Raw genomic sequence first — 18,390 nt, 5'->3', positions numbered from 1 at the left:
ACAAGAACTGGCCCTGAGGGCTCAGCGGGAGGGGAATGCGGAGGGCGCCGAGTCCGGTGTGGACTGGGCCTCTTGGATGAAGGACTCGATCATTTGCAGCAGCTCGACCGGGCCAAAGGGCTTGCACAGGTAGGCCCGGACGCCCACCTCCAGCCCGGCGTCGACGTCGGAGTCGCGGTCCAGGGCGGTCAGCATGATCACGGGGATGCGGCAGAGCACGGGGTCGGCCTGCAGGGTCTTGCCCACCATCAGGCCGTCGATGCCCGGCATCATCACGTCGAGCAGGATCAGGTCGGGGCGGCGGCTGCGTGCCAGCGCCAGGCCTTCAGCGCCTTCGCTGGCCTCGAGCACGGTGTAGCCGTCGTACTCCAGGGTCATGCGCACGAGGCGGCGGATGTCGGCCTGGTCGTCGATGGTGAGGATGGTTTTTTTCATGAGAAGGTGCAGCGATACGGGCTGTCAAACTTGTCACAAATGTAATCAAAATGATCAAAAAATCCTAATCAAATGAGAAAAACAATGAATTAAATGAGAGTAAATAGCATTTAAATCCATTAAGTTCGCAGTTAGAACCAATTGGCGGTAAAAATTTGAATTAAATGACACTTGTGCCACATTGGCGCAGACGGGCGCTGGCCGTGCCCAGCTTGTATTCCCGACCTCCATGAGGGGTTGAATGCGCTGCGGTTTGGCGGCTCTGATAGGGCGGAAGTGCCTGGGAGTATTGGGATTTCCCCAAGCGTGCTGGTCACGCTGTCGAGGTGAATTGGGCTGGGACACCCTGCCGATCAGGTGGGCGACTGCTTCGTCAAAAAATCATATTTAATGATTAAATTGTGAAAAGCTTTATCTTTTGAATCATTTGTGCGAGCATTGAGTCATTGTTCAATCCCGTTGTCGGTAGTCCTCACCGACCGCTGAGTCCCCGGACTCGCTGGTCACCGGAGCGGCCGTCGGCCCGACCCAGCCCAGGAGCCCTGCGCCATGAAAAGCATCTTTCTCGTTGACGATTCCGCCACGATGCTGATGAGTCTTAAAAACACGCTGGAGATCAGCGGCTTCAAAGTCGAGGTGGCGCCTGATGGCGAAGCCGCCTTGAAGAAGGTGCAGGCGGGGCTCAAGCCCGACCTGATCATCACGGACATCAACATGCCCAAGCTCGACGGCATTGGCCTGATCCGTGAAGTGCGCAAGCTGCTGCGCTTTACCCCCATCCTGGCGCTGACCACCGAGAGCCAGCAGGCCAAGCGGGAAGAGGCCAAGCGCATTGGTGCCACGGGGTGGCTGGTCAAGCCCGTGGGGGGGGCTGATTTGTTGAAAGTCATCAAGCAGGTTCTGCCTGGCGTGTGAGGTGCAACATGGACATCGAACCCCACAATGAGTCCTCCTCCAACCCCGCCAGCCTGCGCCGCTGGATGAAGTCTTGGTGGAGCGCGTGGCGCACGCAGGGGCGGCTGCTGCTGGCCCTGGCGGTGGCGCTGGTGGTGTTGGCCCAGTGGCTGGCCCCTGAGTCGGTGCTCACGCTTTTGCTGGGCCTGGTGGTGGGGAGCTGGCTGCAGCTGTGGCTGGGCCGCTCCGCGGCGCGCCACGGGCCGGCCACGAACGAGGTCATTGCCCAGGACATCAACACTTCGCAGCAAGCCTTTGCGGTGCTGCGACAGCAGGTGAGCGCCACCATCCAGACCTCCGAGACGGCGGTGTTTTCGATGATGGAGCGCATGACCCGGGTGCACGGCAACACCATGCAGTTGCGCGACCGCATCTCAGAGGCGGTGGGGCGTTCGCAGGCGCTGTCGGCGGACTCGCTGTCGCAGGCGGACCGCCACGGTCAGGCGCTGGAGCATTTGGCGGACCACCAGCGTGAGTTTGAGACCCTGCGCCAGGGCAGCTTGGACCGGGTGCGCTCGGTGGCCAACCAGGTGCGCGACCTGACCCCGCTGGCCCAACTGATCACGGAGATTTCTCGCCAGACCAACCTGATTTCCATCAACGCCTCCATCGAGGCGGCCCGTGCCGGTGACGCGGGCGCAGGCTTCAAGGTGGTGGCCAGCGAGGTGCGCCGACTGTCCTCCCAAACGGCCGAGGCGGCGCAACAAATCACGCAAGGCATCCATACCGCGGCCTTGGGCGTGGACGCCGAATTGCATCGCCTGGAGGAAGGCCTGGTGCACAGCTCGTCGGTGCAGATGCATGAGATCGCCGAACACATGCGCTTGCTGAGCAACACCCTGGGCGATGTGGTGCCCTACCTGGCGGGCTTGTCCAGCCACATGGAGGTGAGCATGCAGCAGGTCACCGCCGACATTGTGGAAACCCTGGGCGACATGCAGTTTCAGGACATCAATCGGCAGTTGCTGGAGCAGATCAACAGCGCCTTGGCCAGCCTGTCCAAGCACTTCGCGCAGCTGTACCAGTTGATCGACGGCCGAGCCCCACCGCCACCCGAGTTGCTGGAAGAACTGCTGCGCCGCTGGAGCAGCGACTACGTGATGCATTCCCAGCGCGTGGCCCATGCCCATGGCACGGGCGGCACGCCCTTGGGGGTGTCCAGCCAGGCCACGGAGACGGAGCCGGTGGGCCTGGAGCTGGCCACCGCCAACGGCCCCCGCATCGAGCTGTTCTGAGCTGGAGCGTTCAGATCGGTGCCATGTGCTGCGCCAGGTGCAGGCCCAAACGGCCCAGGGCCCGGCGCACCGGGTGAACGGTCTGGTCCAGCTCCGGGCCGCCCAACCATTCATCCTCCCTGAAAAACACCTGCCGCAGGTCAATGCGCGCGGTGTCAGCCGGCGCCGTGCCCGCCCCCAGCGACTGGGGGTGAACGTCAAAGCCGTCTTCTTCACTGCGCAGCAGGCCCCAGCCGCACAGGTCGCCGGCTTCAATGGGGGCCACAAAGGAAAACCCCGCCGGTGTGGCATGGGCTGCCAGCAAGCCTTGAGCGCTCAGTTGCCACCCCCGCCCGGTGTCGCGGGCCTGGATGGTTCGCTGGTTCAAGGACAAGGGCAGGCTGGCCGCGCGCTGGAAGGTCAGCAGGTCTGGGAGCAGGTGTTCGCGCACGGCCACGTTGCCGGTTTGCACCAGGAATTCAATCGCCAGGCGTTGGCTCCAGAACAGCAGCGCGGCCGACAGCGACTGGCGGCACAAGGCCTCCATCAGGGCCGATAAATCGGCCACGTCGCCACCGAGGCCGCCCAGCTGGGTGGGGACGGCGCAGCGAATGGCGGCGCTGCGCTTGAGGTGGTGCAGGTCCACCGGGTCGCAGAAGGTGGACGGACTGGTGTGGGATGACGGCGTTGGCGACAAGGCGCTGGCGATGGGCGTGGGGGGGCTGGGCATGGGGCGCAGTGTCGGCCGCCGCCTGCTGGTTGAACAGGCTCAGATGGCGGCTTGCCTCACGGATCAGATGGGCTGGGATGCTGTGGGGTGACTCGGCCGACAGGGGCTGTGGCGGTGATAGGCTTGCGGCCCGGCAGGGGCAGCCCCCCTGGACCCGCGGCCTGGGCCGCTCAAATGCGCTAGGGCCTTGTGGGCCTGGCGATGGAGAAACCATGAACCCGAATCAGATTCAGACCCGCACCCCCACCCTGGACGCTCAGCGTGTGAACGCCACGCCCTGGACGGTGGCGGGCGTCTTGAGCTTGCTCGAGTTGCCCTTCAACGACTTGATGTTCCGCGCCCAGCAGGTGCACCGCGAGCACTTTGACCCGAACGCGATCCAGCTGTCTTCGTTGCTGTCGATCAAGACCGGCGGCTGCGAAGAGGACTGCAAATACTGCCCCCAGTCGGCCCACTTCGACACCGGCCTGAAAGCGGACAAGCTGCTGCCCCTGGCCGAGGTACTGGAGGCCGCGCGCGCCGCCAAGGCCAACGGTGCCACACGCTTTTGCATGGGGGCGGCCTGGCGCTCGCCCAAGGCGCGCCATGTGGAGGTGATTGGCGAGATGATTTCGGAGGTCAAGGCCCTGGGCCTGGAAACCTGCCTGACGGCGGGCATGCTGGCCGATGGCCAGGCGGCGCAGTTGCGCGACGCCGGTTTGGACTACTACAACCACAACCTGGACACATCGCCTGAGTTTTACGGCCAGATCATCACCACCCGCACCTACCAGGACCGCCTGGACACCCTGGAGCGGGTGCGCGATGTGGGCCTGAAGGTGTGTTCGGGTGGCATTGTGGGCATGGGCGAGTCGCGGCGCGAGCGCGCCGGCCTGATCGTGCAACTGGCCAACCTGGCGCCTTACCCGGAGTCGGTGCCCATCAACAACCTGGTGCAGGTCGAGGGCACGCCGCTGGCGGGCACGCAGGCGCTGGACCCATTTGAGTTCGTGCGCATGATCGCGGTGGCCCGCATCTGCATGCCGCGCGCCATGGTGCGCTTGTCGGCCGGGCGTGAAGAGATGCCCGAATCGCTGCAGTCGCTGTGTTTCCTGGCCGGGGCCAACAGCATGTTCTATGGCGACAAGCTCTTGACCACCAGCAACCCCCAGGCGCAAAAAGACCGCCAACTGCTGCAGCGTCTGGGCATGCACTGTGCGACCGAAGCGCAGAGTCAGGTGACACCGGCGCCCGAGGCCGAGGCGGCGAGCGCCAACGCAGACCACAGCACCCGCTGCGCCCACGCGCCGGCCTGAGACCTCAGGACTTGACCGAGAAGCTCAGCGCCTTGCCCGGCTGGGCTTTGACCAGCCAGTAGCTGCTGTCGCTCAGGCCGATGGTAGCAGCACCCGACACCAGCACCGGGGCGTTGGGGTAACGCGACTTGGGCAGGCGCCAGACCATTTCCTTCAGGGTCACCGGGTGGCTGGCACTGAACAGCGTGACGCCGGTGCTGGCGTTGAGCGTTTGCGTCCAGGTCACTTGCAGCCGGGTGCTCATGAAGTCGGCCATGCGGGTCATGGGGTACCAGGCCAACTGGCCGGCGTCGCGTTGGGTCTTGGCGTAGCTGAACAGGCCGCTCAGCACGTCGTACCAAAGCTGGGCGCCGGGCGGGTGGGCGTAGACCATGCGCGAGGTGTTTTGCGCGATGTTGAAGTCGATCAGGTCGCGGTACCACTGGGTGACTTCCGTCTTGGGCACGTTGTAGGCCTGGAACTCCTCAAAGGTTGCATAGAAGCCCTGCGGCGTGACGGGTGACACCCACAGCGACGGGTTGGCCAGGGCGCCGTCGCGGTACTGCCGGGTGACCCCCAGGCCGGTGTGGCCGGCAAAGTAGGTGGCCACCACGCCTTGCGCTTCCAGCCAGTTCATGGCCCAGGTCGGGTTGTTGCCCTGCGGCGCCGAGTAGCCTCGGGCGGGCCGACCGACATGGCTGTCCACAGCCTGGCGGTTCAGCACCAGGCACTGCAGGAAGTTGTCCAGCGCCGGGGGCTTGCCACAGGCGCCGCCGGTGGGGCTGCTGGCATTGGTGTCGTTGGCCTGTTCGCCATAGAAGTCATGGATCCAGCCGCCGTGGCTGCCCACCGAGTGGCCGTCGTTGTCAAAGGTCACCATGATCCATTGCGCGGGGTAGTTGGCCTTGAGGTTCCAGCCCAACTGGTCGCCCGCGGCAATGGTGTCGGGCCCCGCCGTCATCTCGATCGAGAACAAGGCGCCAGGGTCTTTGAACACGTTCTTGCTCATCAGGCTGAGCGTGGGGGCCTGGGCGGCCTTGGAGTCCAGGTGCCAGTCAAAGGTCATGCCGGCCACGCCGTTGGGCATGGCCGACAGGTGGGGCAGCTTGAGCACATTGCGCGCGAAGTAATGCAAAAAGCCGTGCATGGGCAAGGCGTCGGTACGGCCCTTGAGGTAGGTCAGCGGCAGGTTGACGAACATCACCTGACCCGTGCCCACCGGGTTCAACCCGGCCACCAGGCCGAATTGCGGCGAATCGGCCAGCACCTGCTGGGCTGGGTTGGCGCTGCCGCCAAAAGCCCCTGAGGTGGCATAGACCGGGTAGACCAAGTTGCCCAGCAGGTAGCCGCTGTAGGCATCGACTGGGTCGGCGGCCGTGGCATTGAGCAGTTTGGTGCTGCTGGGCGCATTCAGGCTCAGTTGGCTGACATTGGCCAGGCGGCTGCTGGTGAAAGCCTGGCCAAAGTTGATGGTGATGGGCCGGGGCTTGGCCGCACTCAGCGCGGCGGAGCCGGCCTGGGGCGAGCGCAGCGCCATGAACTGCTGCGGGTCAAAGCCCTTGGCGCCGCCTGGGTCGCTGCGGCTCACCGGCAGGTACAGGGCCGTGTTGTTGGTGATGCCGGCCGCGCCAATCAGGCCGGTGTCTCGTGCGCTCGCGCTGGCCGCATTGACGGTGCTGATGGCGGTGGTCGACAGGGTGCCGGGCGCCACATACGGCAGCGACTTGCCCGGCGGCACGAGCAGCGAGCGCAGGGTTGGGCGCAAGGCCCGCACGGGGCCCAGGCCGGTGGTCTGGTTGAGCAGTTCGGCATAGCGGATGTACTGCACCCCGGCCAGGTCGCTCAGCCGCGACGGCCCGCTGGCCGGGTAAAAGCCATTGGGTAGCAGGGCACCAAAGTCATACACCAGCATGATCTGCCCTTGGTTCTGCGCGTAGGCACGGATGGCCGCGATCAAGGTGTCCGAGGCCTGGGTGTGCAGGCTGTCGGGCAGGATCAGGCCCGCAAAAGCCTTGGCCCCCGTGCCCAGGGCCAGGAATTGGCTGTCGGTGATGGCCCTCAGGCGGACGCCTTCTTCCGAGGCCGCGTCCTGCCAGGCCGCGATGCGGGGGTCGGTCATGGACTGGGTGTCGGGCACCAGCATCAGCAAGACCCCGGGGTCGGGGGTGGGCAGGGGGATGGCCTTCAGTGCCGTGGCGTCCAGCGCGGCGGTGCTGTCGTCGCTCACGGTGTTGCTGCTGGCGCTGCTGGCCGCGGGACTGGGCGACGCGGTGGGTGGGCTGGTGGGCAGGGCCTGGCTGGCCAGCACCTCGGGCACCACGGTGGCAGGGCTGCCGGTGCTTGCACTGTCCGTCAGCGCGTCCCCCGCCTGGGTCAGTTTGGTGCTGCTGCTGAGGTCGGCTGCGCTGCCGCCGCTCCCGCCACCGCAGGCGCTCAAGACCCCGCCCAGCAGGGGGAGCAAGAGCCAGCGTCCCCGAGGGGGCGAGCTGGGCTTCCTGGCAGCAGCGCCCTTGAAAAGGGGCTGTGAGGCGGCGGGCTTGAAAGAGCGCATGGGGTCACCTTGTGGATGCAGACTGCCCGATGGGTCGCCGTGCACCACTGCCCGGCGCAAACAGTGGCTTCTTTGTAGCGGGGGCTTTGTCAGCGATCTGTTACATAGCCCACGCAAGGCGCCACGAGCTGCGCGGCGTAGGCCTTGGCGGGTCTGGTCTTGATGTGGGTCAAGCCCCGCCGGGGGTGTTCCGCTACATTGAAGGTCTTGTTCGCAGCGCTTGTTCTGTCCATGTTCATCGATCAATGTCTTTTGTCACCTGATCTGGCAGATCTGCCGGCCACGCTGCAGGCTTGGCGTCAGCGCTGGCCTGAGTCGGGAGTGCTGGTCCTGGTGCCCGAGGCCTTGCTTGCCCGGGTGCCTGATTTACAGCAGGGTTTTGGGGCCCAGGCCTGCCCCATGCTGGGCGCGGTGTTTCCCAGGTTGTTGTCGGAGCAGGGCTTCCTGGACGACCGCGTTGCCTTGCTCTGTTTCGAGCGCATGCCCGCTTTTGTGCTGCAAGCGCCCCTGGATCCGGCAGGGGTTCAGGCCTGGCATGAGGCGGTTCGGGCCATGCAGGCGGCGGCGACCCCGGGCACGGCCCCACCGCTCCTGTTCAGCATTTTTGACGCCCAGGTGCCCCAGGTGGGGGCCTTGATGGACGGTTTGTACGAGGCCTTGACTGCGCCGCTGCGCTTTGCGGGTGTCAATGCGGGCAGCGAGACCTTTCAGCCCATGCCCTGCTTGTTCGATGCCCAGCGCTTGCTGCAGGGCGGTGTCATCTCCTGGTTGGCGCCGGCCGGGGTGGATGCCATCGCACGCCATGGTTACCCGGTCAGCCGTGGCTTGTTGACGGCCACGTCCGGCCATGGCAATCGCATTGACACCATCGATCACCGCCCGGCCTTTGAGGTGTACCAGGCCCTGATCCGGCATGAGTTTGGTGTGGACCTGACACGCGAGAACTTTTACGACTACGCCGTGCACTTCCCCTTTGGCCTGGTGACGGTGGTGGATGTGCTGGTGCGCATTCCGGTGGCGCTGAATGACGATGGTTCCTTGCTCTGCGTGGGGGAGATCCCGCCGGGCAATTTGATGCGGGTGCTGCGCGCGCCGGCGGTCGGGCAGGGCACGGCTTTGCCCGACTTGGTGGAATTCATGCTGGTGCAGCAGCACCAGCGGCCCCCCCAGCCTTGGCCCACCTTTTACTGTGCGGGCCGGCGCATGCACCTGGGCGAGCAAGCCGAACAGGAGCTGCAGGCCCTGGATGCGCTGTCAGGCCAGGGCGGCTTGATCGGTGCGCTGTCCTTGGGCGAGATCGACACCCTGCAGTCCGAGTGCTTCCCGGCGGTGCCGCGGTTTCACAACGCCTGCGTGTTGGTGCTGGGCTGAGTTTTGCGCTCAGCGCAAGGCGATGCCGGCGGTCCGGATGGCTTTGGCGTGACGGGGGCGTTCTTGCTGCAGGCTGGCGGCCAGCGTGATCAGCGTGGCCTGGGTGTGGCCGGCCAACACATCGAGGGCCGCCGGGGCTCCGCCCGAGTAAGGGATGTAGCGCACCCGGGCGCCGGTTTCCTGGCTCAGGATTTCATGCGCCACGTGGGCAATGCCGCCGTTGCCGGGCAGGCCCAGGGTCAGCGTGTCTGGCTGGGCTTTGGCCCGCGCCAGGTCATCGGCGAAGGTGTTCAGGCCCGCGTTGGGGTTGACCACCAGGATTTGCGGGTTGACCACGGCCTTGATCACGGGGGCGAAGGCCTTGGTGGCGTCGTAGGGCAGCTCGGTAAACAGGATGTTGTTCAGGGTCAGGCCTTCGCCCTGTTGCAGCAGGGTGTAGCCATCGGGTGCGGCGCGCGCCACCTTGGTGGCCCCGATGTTGCCGCTGGCACCCGGCACGTTGTCCACCACCACGGGCTGGCCCCACAGTGCAGAGAGCTTTTCGGCCAGCGCGCGGGTCAGTTTGTCGGCGCTGCCCCCTGCCGCGACCGGCACCACGATGTGCACGGGCTTGCTGGGAAACGGCGCCGGCTCGGCGGCTTGGGCGGTGTGCAGGGCCAGGGCCGCCAGGCAGCTCAGGGTGGCGCGCCACAGCGGGCGGTGAATGCGAAGAGCAACAGGGTTCATGGTGCGCGCGACTCTAGGCAGACTGCCGCACGGCGTGAACGAAGTTCTTTGGCTAAGCTTATGTAGATTCGGGCTCACCTCTGCGTCGAGAAGCTGTTGGTCAGTGCGATGACCCTGAGAGCCGCATGGGCCATCCCCTGCTGCGTGCACTCGGTTGCACGGCGTTATGATCGAAAATATTCCCATTTAACTGAGCCTGCGGGCTCGCTGTCCCTGAGCCCCTCTGATGGGTCGACCTCCCAAGAAACCCCCTGTCGCGCCCCGCGGGCCGGCCCGATTCTTGCCGCCAGCGGCGGATGTGATGCAGGCCGTGGTGCGCGCCTGGGCGCCGCTGCTGCGTTTGTTGGTGGCTTCGGGCGTGGATTACCCGCGCTTGAGTGCGGCGCTCAAGCCCTTGTTCATTGAACAGGCGCAGCGGGAGTTGCTGCGCGCCGGTCAGAAAGAGACCGACTCGGCGCTGACCTTGTTGAGCGGGGTGCACCGCAAGGACGTGCGGGCCTGGCGTTTGAATGGCCTCGGCGAAGCCCGGGCCCGCGAGCTGTCGCCCAGTGCCAAGGTGTTTGCGCGGTGGCTGCAGGAACCTGGCTACAGCGACGGCGAGCGCCCACTGGGGATTCCCCGCTTCGGCCCGGCGCCTTCGTTTGAGGCCCTGGCCCGCCTGGTGACTTCCGATGTCCACCCCTTCAGCGTGCTGACCGAATTGATCCGCCTTGACCTGGTGCGGCTGGAGTTGCGCCACGAGCTGGAGTACGTGGTGCCCCAGCAGGACGGCTTCATTCCCAAGGTGGGTTCGCAAGATGCGGTGGACTTGTTTGCCGCCAACCTGGCCGACCATCTGCAGGCGGCGGTCAGCAACTTGCTGGAGGGCCCACAGTTCCTGGAGCAAAGCGTGTTTGCCGAGGGCATCACCCAGGCCTCGGCCGATGAGCTGGGCGCCCTGGCCCGCCAGCTCTGGGCGCGCAGCCGCCAGGAGCTGATTGCGGCCGCCACCCGCCTGTACGAGGCCGACCAAGGCCGCCCCGAGGCCGATCAGCGCATGCGCCTGGGCGCGTATTTTTGGTCGGGCGACTGGCAGCGGCCCGCCGAACCTGAACCCGAATCCGAATTCAACCAGCCTTCTCTTGGAACCTCAGACCATGACAACCCATAAATGGGGCCTGGCCGGCCTGCTGACCTTCGTCTTGAGCCTGGTCCTGGTGGCCTGCGGGGGCGGCGGCCTGACGGCGCAGTTGCCGGGCGGGGTGGGCACGGGCGGGACGGGGATTTCGCTCGGGACGGTGGTGGGCTTTGGCAGCCTGGTGGTGGACGGCACCCGCTACAGCAGCGACACGCCCAGCTATGTGGCAGCCAGCGACAGCGCGGCAGCGGCCCGTGTGGCTGCGACCGATGTGAGCCTGGGCGCCCAACTGCAGATCGCCCTGGATGCGTCGGGCACGCCGAGCGAGGTGCTGATCGAGCCCACCTTGGTGGGCACGGTGTCCCAGGTGGGCAGCAACGGCTTCACCGTCAACGGCATGGCGGTGGTGGTCAACCCGGTGGCCACGGCCGGGCCGGTCACGTATTACGCCGGTTTGCGGGGCTTGTCGGATGTGAAGCTGGGCATGCTGGTGGAGGTGCATGGCGTGCCCGGGTTGGACGCCAACGGCAATGCCTACCAGCAGGCCACCCTGGTGTCGCAACTGGCGAGCACGGTGCAGGCACGGCGTCTGGCTGGGCCGGTCTCCGGGCTGGACACGGCGCAAGGCGTGTTCAACATCGGCTCGGTGCGGGTGCAGATGGGGGCGACCACCACCTTGTCGCCCAGCGGCGCGGTGTTGAGCAACGGTCAGTGGGTCAATGTCTGGAGTGCCACGCCCTTGACCTCGGCGGGCACCCGCATGAGTGCGGGCGCGGTGCGCGTGCGCAGCCTGGCGGGCCGCAGCGGCCAAGCGCAGGTGGCAGGCCTGGTCACCAGCCTGGGCAGTGGGCGCCTGAACCTGGCCGGCATTCCGGTGGACGTGTCGGCCAGTGCCTTGGCGGCCACGGTCTCGGGTGTGAGCCGGGGCGCCTATGTGGTGGTGCAGGGCAGTCTCGATGCCAGCACCGGCCTGGTCACGGCCACCAGCCTGCAGGTGGCGGCCAAGCAGGCGGCCACCGTGTCCTTGCAAGGGGTGATCACGGGCTATGTGGGCAGCAGCAATTTCTTGGTCCGGGGGGTGACGGTGGATGCCAGCCAGGCCTCGGTGCAGGGGGGGAGCCCGAGCGCCCTGGGCAATGGGGTCTATGTGCAGATCACAGGCGCAGTGGCCAGCGGCTTGGCCAATGCGGTGCTGGCGCAAACCGTGGTCTTGCCGGCCAGCGTGCCGCAGGGGGCGACGGTGACCTACCGGGGCGTGGTCAGCAATTGGGTGCCCGCCCAAGGGACCTTCACCTTGCAGTACCAGCAAAATGGCCGCAGCCAAACCGCTGCCGTGACCCTGGCCGCGAACGTGGTCTACCGCAATGGCGTGGCCAGTCGCTTGGTCAATGGGGCCTCGGTCGAGATCGAGGCGACCAGCAGCGGGTCGCTCAACACCGCCTACACCGTCACCTTCCAGAGCGGCAGTGACAGCAGCGTGGATGGCAGCAAGGTCTATGAGACCGAGGGCCGGGCCTACCAGGTGGGCGCTTCCTCGTTCCAGGTGAACAACCTGCTGATCCAGCGCAATGGCGTGGCCCCGACCGGGGGCAGCCTGGTCGATGGGGCGCGGGTGTCGGTGCACTTTGTGCAGTCCGGGGGGCAGAACCTGGCGACCTCGATCGAGATCGAGCACTGAGCCCGGCAGAGCGCCTCACGGCGGCCTTCAGGGCCGGGCCCTGAACTCAGAAGGTCTTGCTGACGGTGGCCTGGGTTTGGCGGCGCAGGCTGCTGTACAGGGCCAGGTTGGACTGGGTGCGGGCCAGCGTGCCGCTGAGGCTGAGGTAGTAGCCCCCAGGGAATGCGCGTGCCAGTTGCCAGCCGGCGTTGACGCGCACATCGCGGCGCGCTGCACTGGCCCAGACCTCGGCATCGCGGTAGCGGTATTGGGCCCAGCCGAGCTGGCCGCCGACCCGCCACCCCTCGGCCGGGCTGCCCGACAGCCCCAGCGTGACGCCGCGCAATTGGTGGCTGTAGGCGCTGTCTCGGGCGTCTTCCTGCCCTTGGCGCACCGAGCCCTCCAGGGTCCAGCGGCCGGCGATCAGGTGCCGCCAGCCCAGCGATGCGCTGCGGCCCACGGCGCTGCGGGCGTCGTTTTGGGGGTAGCGGCTGCGCGCCAGCATCACACTGACCAAGGCTTGATCGGACAAGCCCAACTGGCGCACCCATTGCGGGGTGATGGTGCTGGCGTCGACATAGTGCTGCCCGTCCAGCTCGGTGCGGCTGTAGCCCACCGGCACATAGATTGAATTGCCCTGGCCCGGCAGTGCCCAGCGCGGCCCCGTGTCCAGCGCCACGTTGCCCAGGTCCATGGCGTGGTTTCGGCTGTACCGGGTCAGGGCGCCGTTCAGGTTGCTTTGCCACAACCAATCGGTTTGCAGGGTGGCGTTGTGGACCACGCTCAGGTTGGCCAGGCCCGCAGGGGAGGCGCGTGGCAGTCCGTCGGCATTCAGGGTGAAGGGCAAGCCGAACAGCTCGACCTGGTCGCTGCGCGGACCTTGGTTGCTGTTGCTGTCATGCATGAGGCCCCAGCTGAGGGTGGCCATCCAGCTCTTGGCCTGGGTGCGCTGCTGCTCGCTCATCTGCAGGAACATTTGCAGCAGGGCGCGCGCCTGGGGGGGCAGGTTGGTGGCCAGGGCCTGCAGAAATTCAATCCGGGCCCGTTCAAAGTCCTGCAGCCCCAGGTAGGCCCGGCCCAGCTCCGCGTGGAAGATCGGGTGGTCGTTTTCAGCCAGCAGGGCTTGGTAGCGCTGGGCCGCTTCCTCGTAGCGGCGCTCTTGGAGCGCGCACTCGGCCAGGCGAGCGGCGCTGGGCGTTGTCGGTGCTGGCGTCTCTTGCGGCTTCCAGGGGGCGCAGGCCTGCGCCAGTGGGCTGTCGCTGGCCTGGGCCACCCCCAGCGGCGCCAGACCCAAGATCAAATGAATGACCCAGACCGGCAGCCCGCAGGCGCCGGTCCGGGGCCGGACCCCCGTGGCAGCGGTGGCCCGGCATCGCAATGAAGACATGCTCACCCGGGTGTTATTGCTTCACAGCGGCAAAGCTGCCCGACGCCTTCAGGGTCGAGGTGGCTGTGAAACCCCAGTTGCCTGCCACGGCCAGCGGGGCGGAGTACACACCCGCCACGGCGGCGGTGGTGCTGGTGGCGGCCACAGGCGGCGTCACCACCACGGGGGCCGAGAAGCTGCCCTTGATGCTGCCGGTGCCCGTCGCCGCCGCGGTGCTGGTGGCCGCCACGGTGGGGTAGGTGGTCGAAGTCACGGTGCCCGAGAAGCGGCTGCCAGTGCCCGTGCCGGTGAAAGCCAGGTTGCCCACTTTGGCGCCCGCGCTGCCGGTCAGCCCGGTGATGGTGCCGGTTTCGGTCGTGGTGCCCGTGCCGCTGAAGGCCACGTTCAGGTTGACGGCACCGGTCGACACCGACTTCACAGCCGTGCCCGAGCTGCTGTCGGTGATCACCGCCACCGTGGCGCCGCTGTAGGTGGCCGAGCCGGCGGGCACCAGGGCGACGGAACTGCTGCCGCGCTTGCGCGAGCTGTCGTCGTCGCTGTCCACCCGGCTGCTGGTGCTGGCGCTGGCCACCTGCACCCAACGCCCCCAGTCCCCGTGGTCATCGGCCAGGGCAGAAAACGAGCTCATCACGCCCAGCAGGGCCATCGCGACAGTGGTCTTGTTCATGGAAATTCCTTTGTGGTTCATCGAGGTTGAAAGAAAGAGGCCAGAAGCACATCCTTTTAATGGGATGTTTTCCCATTTTAAAAATCTTTAACGAACCGTCAACGCAAACTCACAAAAAGAAACAATTGCGATGGCGTGCTGCGGGGTGGAGGGAGCGGCTGAGCCTGGGGCTCTGGAGAAGGGGGGCTTGGGTTGGACCGGTCTATGGTCACCTGACGCTGGCGCCATCCGAGGCGGCGGCGCAAACCCGCAGGCGCGTGGCCTGGGGCCTTGCCGGGCGGCGACGAGGCGGAAACCGAGAACCGTGTGACGACACGGGCGCCAGCGCCCAGAAACAAAAAAGCCACCCGAAGGTGGCTTTTGCGTCCAAGTGCTTGTCGCACTTGAAGAAATTTTGGTGGCGCTTCACGGATTCGAACCGCGGACCTGTGGATTATGATTCCATCGCTCTAACCGACTGAGCTAAAGCGCCAACTGTGGTCTCAACATCTTGCGATTGAGATGCTGTTTCAAACAACGTTGCTGTCTGAGCCCACGATTATAGCCACAATTTTTTGGCTTGTGCTCACTGAGCCGTGAAATTGGGCGTTCTTTTGTTCAAGAAGGCGTCCATGCCTTCCTTTTGATCCTGGGTGGCGAACAGCGCGTGGAAGACGCGGCGTTCGTACATCAGGCCGTCGGACAGGCTGCTCTCAAACGAGCGGTTGACGGTTTCCTTGGCGGCCATCACGGCGATCGGCGAGAAGGAGCAGATCACCAGCGCGGCGGCCAGGGTTTCTTCCATCAACTTGTCCAGCGGGACCACGCGGCTGACCAGGCCCGAGCGCTCGGCTTCGGTGGCGTCCATCATGCGGGCGGTCAGGGCCATGTCCATGGCCTTGGACTTGCCGATGGCGCGCGGCAGGCGTTGCGTGCCACCGGCTCCAGGGATGACGCCAATCTTGATTTCAGGCTGGCCAAACTTGGCGTTGTCTGCCGCGATGATGAAGTCGCACATCATGGCCAACTCACAGCCGCCGCCCAGTGCAAAGCCGGCCACGGCGCCGATCACGGGCTTGCGGATGCTGCGGATGGTTTCCCAGTTGCGGGTGATGAAGTCGCCCTTGTAGACGTCTTGGAAGCTGTACTTGGCCATGGCCGCGATGTCCGCGCCTGCGGCGAAGGCACGCTCGCTGCCCGTCACGATGATGCAACCGATGCTGTCATCGGCGTCGAACGCACGCAGCGCCTGGCCCAGCTCAGTCATCAGCTGGTCGTTCAGCGCATTGAGCTGCTTGGGGCGGTTCAGGGTGATGACGCCAACTTTCTCGGCTTCGGTGCGGACTTCAATCGTTTCGTAGGCCATGTCTCGGTTCTCCATCTCAATTGGGGGTTGGGCGCACTATACCCAAGCCCACCCCTGTCGCGCTGACACCGGGGTTGCAATGCCTGCAACTGGCACCTGCAGGACAAGCCAGGCGCGCGCCTGGCGGGCAGAATGGTTTGGCGCCCGGGCGGTAGCCGCACCGGGCCGCTTTCACCAGACCCACCAGGAGACCCAAGTCATGTCCGAGCCCAGCGCTTCTGAACCCCCGGTGTTGTACGCCCTGGATGAACCCAGCGGCGGCGCCGTGGCGGTGATCACCCTCAACCGCCCGCAGGCCCTCAACAGCTTCACGCCAGAGATGCACCGCGCCCTGTGGGCCGCGCTGGACCAGGCCGAGGCCAGCCCCACGGTGCGCGCTGTGGTGCTGACGGGGGCGGGGCGGGGCTTTTGCGCCGGCGCCGACCTGGCGGGCTTTGACTTCTCGCCCGGGCCGGACCGGGTCAAGCGCGCGGACCCTGGGCCCTTGATTGACCAGTCATTCAACCCCACTGCGCGGCGTTTGCAGGCACTGCGCGTGCCGGTGCTGGCCGCCGTCAATGGCGTGGCCGCTGGGGCGGGCATGTCGCTGGTGATGAGCTGCGATGTGGCCATCGCCTCGCCACAGGCCAGTTTCATCCAGGCTTTCAGCAAGATCGGTTTGATTCCGGACGCGGGCAGCACCTGGCTGCTGCCGCGCCGCGTGGGCCTGACCCGGGCCCTGGGCCTGGCGTTGACCGGCGACAAGCTGGGCGCGGTGCAGGCACGCGACTGGGGCTTGATTTGGGACGTGGCCGAGGACTGCCTGGACAGCACCCTGGTGCTGGCGCGCCGCCTCGCTGCCATGCCCACGGCCGCGCTGGTGCAGACGCGGCGCTTGCTGCGTGACGCCACCTCGCGCGAGCTGGACGCCCAGTTGGCTGCCGAGCGCGATGCCCAGTCGGCCATGGGCGCGACCGAGGATTACTTTGAGGGCGTGGAAGCCTTCTTGACCAAGCGGGCGCCGGTCTTCAAAGGGCGCTGACGCGGTTTCTTGGCGGCCGCGGCTTCCGTCGCCGGGCGGCCTACAGGCTCGGGCGCCGCCATGCCGGGCGGGCTGGGCGGGGCGCTGGCTGCGGGCGCTTGCAGCCAGGCCGCGACCTGCGGTGCTTGGGCGATGGACAGGCGCACCGTGGTGCTGGCCGCCGGCATGGTCAAGGGCAGGCGCAGCAGGCGCTGGTCGCGCGACACCAGGGCGGTGACGCGCTTGGCGCTGCCAGCGTAAAAGCTCAGGTCGTCCAGCTTGCCCAGGCGCCAACCTTGCGCGCCCACCTCGATGCCCAGCCACTCGTCGTTGGCGGCCAGACCGGCTTTTTCAGCGGCGCCGCCGCGCAGCACGGTTTTGATTTGCACGTTGCCGTTTTTCTCGGCCACGCGCAGGCCCAGGCGCTGGGCCAACTGGGCGGGGTCGTCGTGCCAGGCCACGCCGTGGTGTTGGAACAAGGCTTTCAGGGGCAGCTCACGGGTGCTGTGCACCCAGGCCTGCAGCTCGGGGCCCCAACTGCGGCCAGTGAGCTCTTGCAGCACCGTGGCGAAATCCGCCTCGCTCATTGGGCCGCCCTGGCAGCGTTGCCAGACGCGGCGCAGGGCCTCGTCCAGGTGGTGGCCTTGCTGGCGCAGGCTCAAGTCCAGGGCCAGTGCCACCAGCGAGCCCTTGGTGTAGTAGCTGACCGTGGCGTTGGCGGTGTTCTCGTCCTGGCGGTAGTACTTGACCCAGGCGTCGTAGCTGGCCTGGGCCACGCTCTGCACCTCACGGCCTGGGGTTTGCAGCACCTGGTTGAGGGTTTTGTTGAGCAGCTTCAGGTAGCCCGCGTCGTCGAGCAGGCCAGCGCGGCGCAGCAGCAGGTCGTCGTAGTAGCTGGTGAAGCCTTCAAAAAACCACAGCAGCTCGGTGTAGTTTTCCTGGCGGTAGTCGTAGCGTGCCAACTCGGCCGGGCGCAGGCGCTTGACGTTCCAGGTGTGGAAGTACTCGTGGCTGATCAGGCCCAGCAGGGTGGTGTAGCCCTCGCTGCTGCGGGCTTCGCCCAGGCGCGGCAGGTCGCGTCGGCCGCAGATCAGGGCTGTGCTGGCGCGGTGCTCCAGGCCGCCGTAGCTGTCGTCCACGGCGTTGAGCATGAACACATAGCGCTGGATCGGGGCTGGCTGGCTGCCTTGGTCGATGTCGGGGTGCCAAAAGCGGATCACGGTCTCGCAGATCTGCTGGCTGTCGCGCAGCAGGCGCGCGCTGTCAAACGAGGCCGTGGCGCCTGCCACCACCCACTGGTGGGTGATGCCGCAGGCCTGGAACTCGCCTTGCCAGAAGTCGCCCAGCTCGACCGGGTGGTCGACAAGTTCGTCGTAGTCCGCGGCCTGGTACAGGCCAAAGCCGCGCCGGTTGACCTTGACCGGGGTCAGGGCGGTGGCAGCGCGCCAGCCGGCAGCGCCTTCGGTGTCGGGGGCGAGTAACTCCAGCTGGTGGGGCTGGTCTTCTTGGCCGTGTACCCGCAGGCACAGGCTGGTGCCGTTGAAAAAGCCCCGTTGTGGGTCCAACCAAGCGGTGCGCACCGAGTTGTCAAATGCATAGACCTCGTAGCGCAGCTCCAGCGCCTGACCCGCCTGGCTGGCCACCTGCCACTGGCACTTGTCCAGTTGTTGCAGGGGGATGCGGCGGCCGTTTTGCCGGGCTTCCAGCTGTTGCAGGTTTTTGGAGAACTCACGCACCAGGTAGCTGCCCGGAATCCAAACCGGCAGCGACACCGTCTGCTGCGCGGCGGGCTGGGCAATGGTCAGTGTGACCTGGAACAGGTGGGCGTGCTGCTGGCTGGCATCAATGCGGTAGTGCAGGGGGGCGGTGGGGCGGGTCATGGGCAGGTGGTGGCGGGCGCAGGCCCTGAAGAAGCGGTGGGAGGGGCTGGCGCGTCAAGCGCCGGCCACAGGCTCGTGGGAC

Annotated in this window: 14 protein-coding genes, 1 tRNA gene and 1 pseudogene; 7 read left to right on the top strand and 9 right to left on the bottom strand. The window is 66.4% G+C overall.

Going from position 1 to position 18,390, the window contains the following annotated elements; translation table 11 throughout:
• Positions 1-21: 21 nt before the first annotated feature.
• Positions 22-435: a response regulator transcription factor gene (locus tag PSQ39_RS15175; RefSeq protein ID WP_273927665.1), complete on the bottom strand. Its 414-nt coding sequence runs from the start codon at positions 433-435 to the stop codon at positions 22-24.
• Between the two features lie 549 nt (positions 436-984).
• Between PSQ39_RS15175 and PSQ39_RS15170 the strand changes: the two genes are divergently transcribed.
• Both PSQ39_RS15170 and PSQ39_RS15165 read left to right on the top strand, forming a co-directional pair.
• The gene (locus PSQ39_RS15170) at positions 985-1,350 is read left to right on the top strand and encodes a response regulator (protein WP_273927664.1); all 366 of its coding nucleotides are present in this window, start codon (positions 985-987) and stop codon (positions 1,348-1,350) included.
• Between the two features lie 8 nt (positions 1,351-1,358).
• Entirely contained in the window at positions 1,359-2,624 is a 1,266-nt protein-coding gene (locus PSQ39_RS15165; RefSeq protein WP_273927663.1) for a methyl-accepting chemotaxis protein, read from the top strand.
• A 10-nt stretch (positions 2,625-2,634) separates the two neighbouring features.
• Here the strand turns inward: PSQ39_RS15165 and PSQ39_RS15160 are convergent, their stop codons facing one another.
• Positions 2,635-3,333 carry an acyl-CoA dehydrogenase family protein gene (locus tag PSQ39_RS15160; protein WP_273927662.1) on the bottom strand — a complete coding sequence of 233 codons (699 nt, stop codon included), beginning with the start codon at positions 3,331-3,333 and terminating at the stop codon, positions 2,635-2,637.
• Positions 3,334-3,545: 212 nt separating this feature from the next.
• On the opposite strand from PSQ39_RS15160, the gene bioB reads away from it, so the two are divergent.
• On the top strand, positions 3,546-4,628 hold the full coding sequence (bioB, locus tag PSQ39_RS15155; RefSeq protein WP_273927661.1) for a biotin synthase BioB: 1,083 nt from the start codon (positions 3,546-3,548) through the stop codon (positions 4,626-4,628).
• A 4-nt stretch (positions 4,629-4,632) separates the two neighbouring features.
• Here bioB and PSQ39_RS15150 read toward each other — a convergent pair whose 3' ends face one another.
• Positions 4,633-7,158, bottom strand: coding sequence for a polysaccharide deacetylase family protein (locus PSQ39_RS15150; RefSeq protein ID WP_273927660.1), 2,526 nt, complete (start codon positions 7,156-7,158; stop codon positions 4,633-4,635).
• Positions 7,159-7,389: 231 nt separating this feature from the next.
• Between PSQ39_RS15150 and PSQ39_RS15145 the strand changes: the two genes are divergently transcribed.
• Positions 7,390-8,529, top strand: coding sequence for an FIST signal transduction protein (locus tag PSQ39_RS15145; RefSeq protein ID WP_273927659.1), 1,140 nt, complete (start codon positions 7,390-7,392; stop codon positions 8,527-8,529).
• Positions 8,530-8,565: 36 nt separating this feature from the next.
• Here PSQ39_RS15145 and PSQ39_RS15140 read toward each other — a convergent pair.
• Positions 8,566-9,255, bottom strand: a pseudogene (locus tag PSQ39_RS15140) (Bug family tripartite tricarboxylate transporter substrate binding protein); the annotation flags it as partial.
• A gap of 280 nt (positions 9,256-9,535) precedes the next feature.
• On the opposite strand from PSQ39_RS15140, the gene PSQ39_RS15135 reads away from it, so the two are divergent.
• On the top strand, positions 9,536-10,405 hold the full coding sequence (locus PSQ39_RS15135; RefSeq protein WP_273927657.1) for a DUF6502 family protein: 870 nt from the start codon (positions 9,536-9,538) through the stop codon (positions 10,403-10,405).
• Positions 10,392-12,050 (top strand): DUF5666 domain-containing protein, encoded by a 1,659-nt coding sequence (locus tag PSQ39_RS15130; protein ID WP_273927656.1) that lies wholly within the window; start codon positions 10,392-10,394, stop codon positions 12,048-12,050. The genes PSQ39_RS15135 and PSQ39_RS15130 overlap by 14 nt, the downstream gene beginning before the upstream one ends.
• Positions 12,051-12,096: 46 nt before the next feature.
• Here PSQ39_RS15130 and PSQ39_RS15125 read toward each other — a convergent pair whose 3' ends face one another.
• The 4 genes from PSQ39_RS15125 to PSQ39_RS15110 form a co-directional block, all read right to left on the bottom strand.
• A complete protein-coding gene (locus PSQ39_RS15125) occupies positions 12,097-13,416 on the bottom strand; it encodes a porin family protein (protein ID WP_273927655.1) in 1,320 nt (439 codons plus the stop codon).
• Between the two features lie 13 nt (positions 13,417-13,429).
• On the bottom strand, positions 13,430-14,083 hold the full coding sequence (locus PSQ39_RS15120) for a hypothetical protein (RefSeq protein ID WP_273927654.1): 654 nt from the start codon (positions 14,081-14,083) through the stop codon (positions 13,430-13,432).
• A gap of 395 nt (positions 14,084-14,478) precedes the next feature.
• Positions 14,479-14,555 (bottom strand) — tRNA-Met (locus PSQ39_RS15115).
• 93 nt (positions 14,556-14,648) lie between these two features.
• The gene (locus tag PSQ39_RS15110) at positions 14,649-15,428 is read right to left on the bottom strand and encodes an enoyl-CoA hydratase (protein WP_273927653.1); all 780 of its coding nucleotides are present in this window, start codon (positions 15,426-15,428) and stop codon (positions 14,649-14,651) included.
• 199 nt (positions 15,429-15,627) lie between these two features.
• On the opposite strand from PSQ39_RS15110, the gene PSQ39_RS15105 reads away from it, so the two are divergent.
• Positions 15,628-16,449, top strand: coding sequence for an enoyl-CoA hydratase-related protein (locus PSQ39_RS15105; protein ID WP_273927652.1), 822 nt, complete (start codon positions 15,628-15,630; stop codon positions 16,447-16,449).
• Here PSQ39_RS15105 and PSQ39_RS15100 read toward each other — a convergent pair.
• Positions 16,389-18,308, bottom strand: coding sequence for a M61 family metallopeptidase (locus PSQ39_RS15100; RefSeq protein WP_273927651.1), 1,920 nt, complete (start codon positions 18,306-18,308; stop codon positions 16,389-16,391). The two genes, PSQ39_RS15105 and PSQ39_RS15100, sit on opposite strands and share 61 nt — an antisense overlap.
• Positions 18,309-18,390: the final 82 nt, after the last annotated feature.

This window comes from Curvibacter microcysteis (genome assembly GCF_028649455.1).
Classification (GTDB): domain Bacteria; phylum Pseudomonadota; class Gammaproteobacteria; order Burkholderiales; family Burkholderiaceae_C; genus Curvibacter; species Curvibacter microcysteis.
This window is presented reverse-complemented; position numbering and strand designations above follow the sequence as displayed.